7 protein-coding genes are annotated in these 12,210 nt (G+C 70.4%); 1 reads left to right on the plus strand and 6 read right to left on the minus strand.

The window, feature by feature from the left end; genetic code table 11:
- Positions 1–59: 59 nt before the first annotated feature.
- Positions 60–728, plus strand: a complete 669-nt coding sequence (locus ACM26Y_RS07915) for a TetR/AcrR family transcriptional regulator (RefSeq protein WP_040781959.1) — start codon at positions 60–62, stop codon at positions 726–728.
- An 82-nt stretch (positions 729–810) separates the two neighbouring features.
- Here the strand turns inward: ACM26Y_RS07915 and ACM26Y_RS07920 are convergent, their stop codons facing one another.
- From ACM26Y_RS07920 to ACM26Y_RS07945, 6 genes are all read right to left on the minus strand, one after another.
- Positions 811–4,608 (minus strand): multifunctional oxoglutarate decarboxylase/oxoglutarate dehydrogenase thiamine pyrophosphate-binding subunit/dihydrolipoyllysine-residue succinyltransferase subunit, encoded by a 3,798-nt coding sequence (locus ACM26Y_RS07920; protein WP_081005161.1) that lies wholly within the window; start codon positions 4,606–4,608, stop codon positions 811–813.
- A gap of 107 nt (positions 4,609–4,715) precedes the next feature.
- On the minus strand, positions 4,716–8,528 hold the full coding sequence (locus ACM26Y_RS07925) for an ABC transporter ATP-binding protein (RefSeq protein WP_416063106.1): 3,813 nt from the start codon (positions 8,526–8,528) through the stop codon (positions 4,716–4,718).
- Between the two features lie 154 nt (positions 8,529–8,682).
- On the minus strand, positions 8,683–9,468 hold the full coding sequence (locus ACM26Y_RS07930; RefSeq protein WP_416063107.1) for an ABC transporter permease: 786 nt from the start codon (positions 9,466–9,468) through the stop codon (positions 8,683–8,685).
- Positions 9,465–10,532, minus strand: a complete 1,068-nt coding sequence (locus ACM26Y_RS07935; RefSeq protein ID WP_416063108.1) for an ABC transporter ATP-binding protein — start codon at positions 10,530–10,532, stop codon at positions 9,465–9,467. The genes ACM26Y_RS07930 and ACM26Y_RS07935 overlap by 4 nt, the downstream gene beginning before the upstream one ends.
- Before the next feature lie 40 nt (positions 10,533–10,572).
- Positions 10,573–11,412: an alpha/beta fold hydrolase gene (locus ACM26Y_RS07940; protein WP_003936125.1), complete on the minus strand. Its 840-nt coding sequence runs from the start codon at positions 11,410–11,412 to the stop codon at positions 10,573–10,575.
- A gap of 1 nt (position 11,413) precedes the next feature.
- Positions 11,414–12,163: a hypothetical protein gene (locus tag ACM26Y_RS07945; protein ID WP_054372257.1), complete on the minus strand. Its 750-nt coding sequence runs from the start codon at positions 12,161–12,163 to the stop codon at positions 11,414–11,416.
- Between the last annotated feature and the right edge of the window lie 47 nt (positions 12,164–12,210).

Genomic DNA, 12,210 nt, shown 5'->3' on the forward strand with positions numbered 1-12,210 from the left:
TAGGGCCATATTGAGTGGCGGTCAATAGCTGTTGACTGCGATTCAACAAGAATGCTTGCATGGCACCTGTGAAGGGCAACATCGTCAAGCGCACCAGGCTCAGTCCCGCCGAGCGCCGGGCCCAGCTCGTCGACCTCGGCGTGCAACTGCTCGCCGAACGGCCGCTCGAGCAGATCTCCGTGGAGGAGATCGCCGATCAGGCCGGGGTGTCGCGCGGGCTGCTGTTCCACTACTTCGCGTCCAAGCACGACTTCCACGTCGAACTCGTCCGGCACACCAGCCGCGACATGCTCGAGCGCACCGCACCCGACGACAGCCTCGAACCGATGGACATGCTGCGGGGCACGATCGTCGCGTACGTCGACTACGTCACCGACCACCGCGACACCTACCTGTCGATGCTGCGCGGCACCGCGAGCGGGGATCCGGACATGCGGCAGGTGTTCGAGGACACCCGCACCGCAATGGTCGAACGCACCGTCGCGCACCTGCCCCGCATCGGCATCGACGCAGGCCCCGCCGTCGCCCTGGCCGTGCGCGGCTGGATCGCGTTCGTCGAGGACACCACGATCGCCTGGCTGCGGGATCCGCAGCTCAGCCGCGAGGAGTTCGTGGACCTCGCCGTCGCGGCCCTGCCGGCGCTCGCCCTGGCTGCCGGCGGACCGGATGTCACATTCGGTCGATCGAATCGACCGGATGTCACATTCGGTCATGACGCTGGGACGTAGGAAACGGCGCGAGCCGGGCCGGCCGCCCCGAAGGGGCAAGCGCGACCCGGCTCGTGTGAGAACCGCGGGGTACCGCCGGTGACTACTGACCGAACGCCTTCTCCAGGATCTCCTGCTGCTCGACAGCGTGCACCTTGCTCGACCCGGACGACGGCGCCGACATCGCGCGGCGCGACACCCGCTTGATGCCCGACAGCTTCTCGGGCAGCATCTCCGGCAGCGCCAGGCCCAGGAACGGCCACGCGCCCTGGTTGGCCGGCTCCTCCTGCACCCAGAAGAACTCGTGCGCGTTCGGGTACCGGTCGAGTGCCTCGGCGATACGGCGGCGCGGCACCGGGTACAGCTGCTCGATCCGCAGGATCGCGACGTCGTCCCGCTTCTCCTTGTCCTTCTTTGCCTTCAGCTCCCAGTAGAGCTTGCCGGAGGTCAGCAGGACGCGGGTGACCTTCTCGCGGTCGCCGCCGTCGCTCTCGTACAGCGGCTCCTCGAACACCGAGCGGAACTTGCCGCTGGTGAAGTCCTCGAGGTTGCTGAGCGCGGCCTTGTTGCGCAGCATCGACTTCGGCGTGAACACCACCAGCGGACGGCGGATCCCGTCGAGGTGATGCCGGCGCAGCAGGTGGAAGTAGCTCGCCGGGGTGGACGGCATGGCCACCGTCATCGACCCCTCCGCGCACAGCTGCAGGAACCGCTCGATGCGGCCCGACGTGTGGTCCGGGCCCTGGCCCTCGTGGCCGTGCGGCAGCAGCAGCACCACGTCGGAGAGCTGGCCCCACTTGGCTTCGCCGGAGGAGATGAACTCGTCGATGATGGACTGCGCGCCGTTGACGAAGTCACCGAACTGCGCCTCCCACAGCACCAGCGCCTCCGGATTGCCCACGGAGTAGCCGTACTCGAAGCCCAGGCCCGCGAACTCGGTGAGCGCCGAGTCGTACACCATGAACTTGCCGCCCTTGCCGCCCTCGGCAGCGACCTGCTGCAGGGGGGTGTACTCGGCGCCGGTCTTGCGGTCGATGAGCACTGCGTGACGCTGGGTGAACGTGCCGCGGCGCGAGTCCTGGCCGGCCAGACGCACCAGCGCGCCCTGCTCGACCAGCGAACCGAACGCGAGCAGCTCGGCGTACGCCCAGTCGATGTGGCCCTCACGGGACATCTCGCGACGCTTCTCGACGACCGGCTTGACGCGCGGGTGCACGGAGAAGCCCTCGGGGACGTTCACGAACGCGTCGCCGATCCGCTCGAGCACCGACTTGTCGACGGCGGTGGTCAGCTTCGCCGGCGGCGTCTGGTCGAGCTCGACCGACTCGGACGGCTCCGGCTTGAACTTCTCGAGCTCGCGGACCTCGTTGAAGACCCGTTCGAGCTGGCCCTGGTAGTCGCGCAGCGCGTCCTCGGCCTCTTTGAGCGAGATGTCGCCACGACCGATGAGGGACTCGGTGTAGCTCTTGCGGACGCTGCGCTTGGTGTCGATCACGTCGTACATCGCCGGCTGCGTCATCGACGGGTCGTCGCCCTCGTTGTGCCCGCGACGGCGGTAGCAGATCATGTCGATGACGACGTCCTTGTTGAACTTCTCGCGGAAGTCCACGGCGAGGCGGGCCACCCACACGCACGCCTCCGGGTCGTCGCCGTTGACGTGGAAGATCGGCGCACCGATCATCTTCGCGACGTCGGTGCAGTACTCCGACGACCGCGAGTGCTCAGGGGCCGTGGTGAATCCGACCTGGTTGTTGACGACGATGTGCACGGTGCCGCCGGTGCGGTAGCCGCGCAGCAGCGCGAGGTTGAGGGTCTCGGCCACGACACCCTGACCGGCGAATGCCGCGTCACCGTGCAGCAGCAGCGGCATGACGGTGAAGCCGCCCTCACCCTTGTCCAGGATGTCCTGCTTGGCGCGCACGAGGCCTTCGAGGACCGGGTTGACGGCCTCGAGATGCGACGGGTTCGCCGTGAGCGAGACGTTGATGTCGTTGTCGCCGAACATCTGGATGTAGTTGCCCTCGGCGCCGAGGTGGTACTTCACGTCGCCGGATCCGTGCGCAGCGGCCGGGTTCAGGTTGCCCTCGAACTCGGTGAAGATCTTCGAGTACGGCTTGCCGACGATGTTGGCCAGCACGTTCAGGCGGCCGCGGTGCGGCATCGCGATGGCGACCTCGTCGAGCTCGTGCTCGGCGGCCTGGTCGATGATCGCGTCCATCATCGGGATGACCGACTCGGCGCCCTCGAGCGAGAACCGCTTCTGGCCGACGTACTTGGTCTGCAGGAACGTCTCGAACGCCTCGGCGGCGTTGAGGCGGCTGAGGATGTACTTCTGCTGCGCCACGGTCGGCTTGACGTGGTGCGCCTCGACGCGCTCCTGCAGCCACTGCTGCTGCTCGGGGTCGAGGATGTGGGTGTACTCCACGCCGACGTGACGGCAGTAGGCGTCGCGCAGCACCGACAGCACGTCGCGCAGCTTCATGCGCTGCTGCCCGTGGAACCCACCGACGTTGAACTCGCGGTCGAGGTCCCACAGCGTCAGGTCGTGCGTGGTGACGTCGAGGTCCGGGTGGGACCGGAACTTGTCCTTGACGAACTGCAGCGGATCCGTGTCGGCCATCAGGTGGCCGCGGCTGCGGTAGGCGGCGATCAGCTCGAGGACTCGGGTGCTCTTGTCGACGGCGCCTTCCGGCACATCCTTGCGCCAGCGGACCGGCTCGTAGGGGATGTGCAGCGTGTGGAAGATCTCGTCGTAGAAATCGTCGCTGATGAGCAGGTTGTGGACGGTCCGCAGGAAGTCGCCGGACTCCGCGCCCTGGATGATGCGGTGATCGTAGGTGGAGGTCAGCGTCATGAGCTTGCCGACACCGAGCTCGGCGATGCGCTCGTCGGAGGCGCCCTGGAACTCGGCCGGGTACTCCATCGCGCCGGCGCCGATGATGGCGCCCTGGCCCGGCATCAGCCGCGGCACCGAGTGCACGGTGCCGATACCGCCCGGGTTGGTCAGCGAAATGGTGACCCCGGAGAAGTCCTCCGCGGTGAGCTTGCCGTCGCGCGCGCGACGGACGATGTCCTCGTACGCGGAGTAGAACTGCGCGAAGTTCATCGACTCGCAGTTCTTGATCGCGGCGACGACGAGCGACCGGTTGCCGTCCTTGCCGGCCAGGTCGATGGCCAGACCGAGATTGGTGTGCGCGGGGGTGACCGCGTTCGGCTTGCCGTCGATCTCGGCGAAGTGGCGGTTCATGTTCGGGAACGCCTTGACCGCCTGCACGATGGCGTAGCCGAGCAGGTGGGTGAACGAGACCTTGCCGCCGCGGGTACGGGCGAGGTGGTTGTTGATGACGATCCGGTTGTCGACCATCAGCTTCGCAGGGATGGCGCGCACACTGGTGGCGGTCGGGATCGAAAGCGAGGCGTTCATGTTCTTCGCGACGGCAGCGGCAGCGCCACGGAGAACCTTGGACTCTTCCTGAGGGGCCGAAGCGGCGGGCTTCGCGGGAGCCGGCTTGGCGGCGGGCTTCGCGGGGGCCGCCTTGGCGGCTGCCGGCTTGGCGGCGGGCTCGGCCGGCTTCGGAGCGGGCTTGGCCGGGGCGGTGCCGGGCTTGGCCGGGGCGGTGTCGGCCTTCGGCGGGGTGGGGGTGGCCTTCGGCGGAGCCGCGGCCGGGGCGGCCTTCGAGGCGGGAGCGGATTCGGTGGAGGTCGGAGCGGAACTCTGCGCCGGACGCTGGGTCTGCGTGGCACCGTTCGCGCCACCTGCGACCGCCGCCTCCGGGGAGTAGTCCGTCAAGAATTCGTGCCAGCTGGCGTCCACGGACGACGGATCGTCCTGGAACCGCTGGTACATCTCGTCAACCAACCACTGGTTCTGTCCGAACTGGGAAGTAGAGCTGCTGCTCACGGCAGTTGTTCGCCTCGTTTCTTTCTTCGGTACCCGATCGGAGTGCCTATGTATATGAGGCTAGCCCGCGACTGTGACGAACGAAAAAGCTCTGCCACGGTCGAGACCTACCTCACAATCTCTGAGTCGACGGGGTCCCCATCGACGACGGTTCTCGCCAGCCGATTATTCCCTGCCCGCATTTGGGCCGCATCACAGAGGGTCGTGTACACGCCCCCGGCATGACGCAGCGCGTCGTGCGATCCGGTCTCCACGATGCGCCCACCGTCGACCACCACGATCAGGTCGGAGCGGGCCGCGGTCGCCAATCGGTGGGCCACCACCACGGCAGTGCGGCTGCGGGTCACCGACTCGCCCGCCGCGAGTACCGCGCGTTCGGTGCCCGGGTCGAGAGTCGCCGTGGCCTCGTCGAGCAGCAGCAGGTCCGGATCGACGAGTTCGGCCCGGGCCAGCGCGACGAGCTGACGCTGCCCGGCGGACAGGCCTTGCCCCCGCTCGCCGACGGGGTGCAGCATGCCGCCGGGCAGACCGGCGATCATGTCGAGCGCCCCCACTGCGCGGGCTGCCGCCTCGATGTCCGAGCGGTCCGCGCCCGGCCGCCCGTAGGCGATGTTGCTCGCGACGGTGCCGGTGAACAGATGCGCTTCCTGCGGGACGACGCCGAGCCGGGCCCGGTATTCGGGCAGTCGGTAGCCGCGCAGGTCGACGTCGTCCACGCGCACCGAACCGGACGTCGGATCGTAGAACCGGGCCAGCAGTTTGACGATCGTGGACTTGCCGGCCCCCGTGCGTCCGACCAGTGCCACCGTCGAACCGGCCGGGAAGTGCAGGTCCACGCCGGTGAGCGCGTCCGCGTCGGCACCCGCGTAGCGGAACCCGACCTGTTCGAGCCGTACGTCGCCGCGCAGATGTCCCGGGATCGGCACCGTGCCGGTGCCGCCCGTCTCGAGGGAACTCTCGGTCCGCAGCAGGTCACCGATCCGGCGCAGTCCCACCCGGGCCTGCTGATAGCCGTCGAACACCTGCGACAACTGCTGGATGGGGCCGAACAGCAGACCGAGGTAGAGCACGAATGCGACGAGCACGCCCGCGGTCGTCGCGCCCGACGCCACCTCCCGGGCCCCGACGAACACCACCGCCGCCAGCGCGAGGTCGGACAGCAGCGCGATGAACGGGAAGTACAGCGAGATGGCCCGCTGGGAGCGCATCCGGCTGCGCCGGTACGCGTCGGCGCGTTCCGCGAACCGGCGGGCTGCGAATTCCTCGCGACGGTATGCCTGGGCCGCCCGCAACCCGGTGATGTTCTCCTGGAAGTCCGCATTGACCAGCGAGATGCGTTCACGGGAGACCGAGTAAGCCGTGGACGAGACCCGCCGGAACCACAGTGTCGCCGCGAGCAGCGGCGGCACCACCGCCAGCGCCACCAGCCCCAGGGTGAGGTCGGTGGCGAGCAGGGCGACGGAGATCCCGGCCAGCGTCAGCACGCTCACCACCGCAGTGGACAACCCGGTCTGGATGAACGACGAGAGCGCATCGACGTCCGTGGTCATCCGGGTCATGATGCGGCCGGACAGTTCCCGCTCGTAGTAGTCCAGACCGAGTCGTTGCAGGTGCGCATAGCTGCGCACCCGCAATCCGAACAGCACCCGCTCACCGGCACGCGCGGTGAGGACGGTGAGCAGCGCGACCACCAGCCACGCCAGCAGCGCCAGCGCGGCACCCACCGCGGTGGCCGCCCACAATCGGCCGGGGTCGCCCGGCGTGACGCCCCGGTCGACGGCGTAGCGCACGATCGACGGGAACGCGATGGACGTCAGCGACTCGACCGCCAGGCACAGCACCACCGCCGCGAGAATCCACCGCACCGGCCGCAGCGTCCGGGACAGACGGAACTCGGGGTCGAATCGGCGCAGCTGTGCCGTGTCCAGTCCCGGTTGCTCGGTGGCCGGGGGCAACGCCTCGACCGCCCGGCGCAGCGCCGGCGTCGGGGCGATCGACCCGAGGGCACCGCTCATCGGGCCGCCACCGCGGCCGCCGCTCGTCCGGCCGCCCGCGGCCGGACCCGCCTGTGGCGCCGCCACCCGGGCCACGGCCGGATCGGAGTCCGGCGCTGTCTGCGGCCACAACGCCCCAGCGGCGTGCGTGGTGCGGTCCGGCTCGGGTGCCTCGTCCTCGTCGCCACTGAGCAGGGCCCGGAACAGCGCATTGCGCGTCTCGAGTTCGTGGACCGTTCCGGAGTCGGCCACGCGGCCGCCGTCGAGCACCGCGACCCGGTCGGCGAGGGAGAGCGTGGACCGCCGGTGCGCGAGGATCAGCGTGGTGCGCTTCGGGCGTGCCCGCAGCGCCGCGAAGATCGCGGCCTCCGTCTCCGCGTCCACGGCCGAGGTCGCGTCGTCGAGAATCAGGACCCGAGGGTCGAGCAGCAACGCACGGGCCAGCGCGACACGCTGCCGTTGCCCGCCGGAGAGCGTCAGCCCCCGCTCGCCGACCACGGTGTCGTATCCGTCGGGGAGCGCCTCGACGAACTCGTCCGCGCACGCCGCCCGCGCGGCGGCGCGGATCTCCTCGGCGCTCGCCTCGGGCCGGCCGAGCGCGATGTTCGCGGCGATCGTGTCCGAGAACAGGAACGGCTCGTCGAACACCAGGCTCACCGCCTCGCGCAACTGCTCGGCACGCAGGGCGGCGACGTCGATTCGTTCGCCGTCGGCGGCGGTGACGTACACCGTCCCGCACTCGGGGGCATAGAACCGGGGCAGCAACAGCGACAGCGCGGTCTTGCCGGAGCCGGCGGCGCCGACCACGGCGACGGTCTCGCCCGGCGCCAGTTCGAGATCGAGACCGTCGAGGACGGGCCGGTCGGGCTCGAAGCCGAAGGTCACCGAATCGAGGACCAGCCCGAGCGGTCCCTCCGGCAACGGCACCGGGTGCGGCGGGTCGGCGACGTCGGGTTCGGTGTCGATCACCTCGTACACCCGCTCGACCGCCGCCCGGGAGAGCTGCGCCATGATCACCACCGACGACAGCGTGCGGGTGGTCGCCGTCATCGTCGCCAGGTAGGCGGCGAACGCGAGGAACGTGCCGACGGTGACGGTGCCCTGCAGGGCCAGCCAGCCGCCGAGCGCGATCACGGCGACGAGCCCGAGCTGGGGGATGGCCCCCATCGGGGCGGCGAACGCGGCGTTGACCCGGGCGGCGCGCATGCGCTCGGCGTAGAGGGCGCGACCGTGTTGTTCGAGCTGGTCGACGGCGCGAGCCTCCTGCCCGAATCCCTTGACCACCCGCACCCCGGTGACGGTCTCCTCCACGTGCTGGGCCAGGTCTGCGGCGCGTTGCTGCGCCGACCACGTCGCCGCGAACAGCCTGGGCCGGACGAGGGCCACCACCCCGGCGATCACCGGCACGGTGACGAGAGCGACCAGGGTCAGCAGCGGTGACAGCACCGCCATGATCACAAGTGCCAGCACGAACTGGAGCAGCGCCCCCGCCGACATGGGGACCATCGCGAGCAGACCCTGGACGAGTTGCAGGTCGGTGATGGAGCGCGACACCACCTGCCCGGTGCGGATCTGGTCCTGGCCGCGTCCGTCGAGCCGCTGCAAGGAGGCGAGCAGACCGAGCCGCAGGTCGTGCTGCACGTCGAGGGAGAGCCGGCCGGCGAGCATCCGCCGGCCGTACTGGCACCCGAACCGCACCACCGCGCCCCCCGCGATCGCCGCCGCCGCCAGGCCGATCAGCTGGAGGTCGTGACCCTCCGGGTGGGTGGCGCTGTCGAGTGCCAGCTTGGTCAGCAGCGGGAAGGTGATGTCGATCAGTGCGGCGACGACGGTGACGGTCAGCGCGCCGAGCGCGACGCGGCGATGCCGCCAGGCCTCCGCGCCCAGCCGACGGATCCAACCGGGGGAACGCGCGTCGTGTGCCATCGTCCTCCGACATTAGCGCCGGCGGCCGACAGGACGCGGGCCGCGGTTACGGCGATCCGCTCCCGTCGAAGCGGATCCGCTCGGCCCTTCGGAATCCGCTCCGCGCGCGACCGGCGCGAATTCGCAACGAGCGGACGAATCCGCGCAGAGGGTCTCAGACGATGTCGCGGGTACGGGTACGCCACCAGCCGAGGCCGCACAGCAGCACCGTCCAGCCGAGCAACCCCAGCGGCGCCGCCGGCCACGTCACGGCCGGGTCCACCTCCTCGGGCAGGTCGATGACCGTGAAGACGGTGTACCAGGTGAGCTGTCCGGGCAGCAGCCGGGCGAGCGCGCCCGCCCCGAGACCGTCGAGGATCAGCGAAACGATCAGTTCCCCGAACGGGATCCAAGCGGTGATCGCCAGGACACTGCCGACCGTCGAACCGGTGAGCAGGCCGAGTCCCGCGCCCATGAGGGCCCACAGCATCGCGGCGAACAGGCCGGCGCCGAGGACCGCGACGACACTGCCCGCCCCCGAGCCGTCGCCGGACAGTCCGCCGCCGAACATCAGGATGGTCAGCATCGACACGGTTTCGGCCACCACGCAGTACAACAGGCCGAACGCGACCGCCGTCGTCAGCTTGGCGGCGATCACCCCGTCGCGGCCGTGGGTGGTCAGGAAGCTGGTGACGATGGTGCGGTGCTGGAACTCGCTGCCCGTGTTGACCACTCCGAACAGGGCCGCGAACAGGAACACCAGCGCGAGTGCGACCGCGACACCGATCGCGGCGGCGGCGGCTTCGGCGAAGTTCTCGCCGACGAAGCCCTCGAGCGTGGTGAGGATCGGCAGGGTCAGAGCCCCCGAGAACAGGCCCACCACCACGGGGGCGATGCCGAGGGTCCACCAGTAGCGCAGGCCCAGGACCTTTCGGAACTCGGCCGTCAGCAACGCAGTCAACGGGGTCCTTCCCAACCGGTCGGCGGATGAGGTTGCCCGGCAGGCGGGAACTGCCCCGGGTAGGGCGGGGGCTGCGGAGACGGCGGTCCCTGCATGCCCCATGCCGGGGCGGCGCCCACGTACTGACCCGCCGTCATCGCCAGGAACACCTGTTCCAGGTCGGCGTGCTCGACGCTCGTCCCGAAGACGGTCACGCCGTACGCGGCGGCGAGCTCGGTGACGCGCTCGGGTTCCACCCCGACGATCGCGAGCCGCCCGTCGGGCTGCACCTGCGCGTCCGTGTGGCCCGACGCGGCGAGAGCCGTCGCCAGGCGGGCGGGATCGGAGACGGCGACGAGGACCCGGGCGCGGTGCGCATGCCGCAGATCCGCCGTCGTGCCCTGGTGCACGAGCCTGCCGCGGCTGATGATCACCAGACGGTCGGCGGTCTGCTCGACCTCCCGCAGGATGTGACTCGAGATCAGCACGGTGCCACCGGAGCGGGCGTAGCCGAGCAGGAAGTCGCGCAACCAGGCCATACCTTCGGGATCGAGGCCGTTCGCCGGTTCGTCGAGCACGAGGTAACGCGGTTCACCGAGCAGCGCGGTGGCCAGCGCCAGCCGCTGCCGCATGCCGAGGGAGAACTCGCCGATCCGCCGGCGGGCGGCCGCGGCGAGCCCGGTCAGGTCGAGGACGCGCCGCACCTGCGCCGAGGGCACGCCGATCGCCGCGGCGTACACCTCGAGATGGGTGCCGGCGGTGTGCTTGGGATGGAAGCTCTGCGCGTCCAGCACCGCACCGAGCACCCGTGCCGGGTGTGGCAGCGACGTGAAGGGCACCCCGTCGACGAGCGCGACACCGGCAGTCGGGCGCACCAGACCGAGCAGCATCCGCAGGGTCGTGGTCTTCCCGGAGCCGTTCGGCCCGAGAAATCCGGTGATCGAGCCCGGCGGCACGGAGAACGACAGGTCCGACACCGCGGGCACGTCGCGGAAGTTCTTCCACAGGCCCTGCACGGCGATGCCCGGCGGCGCGGTCGCGTACCCGGAGCCGGCGGCCGGCTCCGTCGGGAACGGCGCTGTCATCGATTCCCTCTCTGGTGGGTCCTGCTCGGACCCCGCGAGCCTACGTGCCCGGCGCGGCAGGCCGGGAGAAGGACCGTTCGAGGAACGGCAGCACCAGTTCGAGAAATTCGCTGGGGGCGTCGAGCTGCGGGCAGTGCCCGGCGTCCGGAATGATCGCGACCCGCCGTCGGGCGCCGGTGTGCACCCGGCCCGCGGCGCGCGCCGGGGTGATGAGATCCCGCTCGCCCCACACCAGCAGTGCCGGCACGGACAGGGAGTTCACCATCTCGGGGATCGGCAGCCGGGCCAGTTCGGGGATCACGGCCCGGCCGACGGCCAGCAGGGTCTCGATGCTGCGCCGGGTCGCGTAGTTCGCCGCGAACGCGGTGCGGGTGTCGACGCCCAGCCGGTCCGGACGATGGAGCGCCGCGCGGGCGTAGAGGGTGGCGACGGCGAACTGAACCAGGGCGGGCGGCACGGGCCGGGACAGCGCGCGCGAGACCATGTCCAGCGGCAATCGCGCGCCGCTGGACCAGCTGCGCGGGATGCCGGCCATCCCCGGCATGTCGGCGAGCACGACGCCGTCCACCCGGCCCGGATACGTCGACGCGAATGCCAGCGAGGTCACCGCCCCCAGCGAATTGCCGATCAGCGCCACCGGATCCGCACAGTCGGCGATCACCTCGGCGACGGTGTCGACGTAGTGGTCCAGCACCGGCGCCCGCCAGTGCCCGGCGCTACGGCCGAATCCGGGCAGGTCGACGGTCAGGACCCGGTGGCGCTCGGCCAGAGCCGGGGCCACCTTGCACCAGGTGCCCCCGTGATCGGAGTATCCGTGCAGGAGGACCACGGTGCGGGATCCGGACCCACTCTCGCGCACGAACACCTTGCCGGCGGACATGTCACCAGCCGGTCAGGGGAGAGGACAGCGCCTGCCAGTTCGGATCCCCGTCCGGTCCGGAAGCCGCGTCGGTGAGCCGCCGACGCTGCGACGGCCACTGCGCCGGCGGCGGCCCGAACGCGTCCCGCGCGTTCGCGATGACCCGCTTGCCCAGCGCTCGGTTGCCCGCACCACCGATCGCGGCACCGATGCCGGCCGGCACGAGCTTGCCGAACACCAGGGCGCTGCGCTTGGCGAGGTACTTGCGGACGAAGGTCCGCACGAGCGACTTGTTCACGGACTTCAGCTGGGCCCCGGGGATCTTGCCGGTGAGCGCCGACGTCCACGTCTTCGCGGTCGTGCCGGTGGCCCGCTCGACGATCTCCATGCCGGCTTCGCCCAGTGCCACGGCGAGCACGAGGGCGCGGCGCTGCTCGTGCTGGTGCGGTTCGATCCCGTGCACCGACGCCACCGCCAGGGTCAGCAGCGCGGCGGCCTCGAGGAAGAATGCGGTCTCGGCGCCGACCGCGGCGATCGACGCGAGCGTGCCGAGACCGGGCACGGTCGCCGCGGCGCCGGCCGCCGTACCGCTCCCGGTGACTCCGTTGAGGAAGGTCTTCTCCAACCGCCTGATGATCTGCTCGGGGGTCTCGTCGGGATGGGCGCGCCGCGTCAGGTCGACGTAGCGTGCCACCGCAGGCGCCTGCAGCCTGCTGCCGTTGTCCAGGAGCGTGACGAGATACTTCTCCACGCGTCCCACCCTGTCGCTCATCGTCCTCGATCCTCCCGGCCCCCTCGGGCCTGTGCGCAGGGGCCGTG

The organism is Rhodococcus indonesiensis (genome assembly GCF_047782815.1).
GTDB lineage: Bacteria > Actinomycetota > Actinomycetes > Mycobacteriales > Mycobacteriaceae > Rhodococcus > Rhodococcus indonesiensis.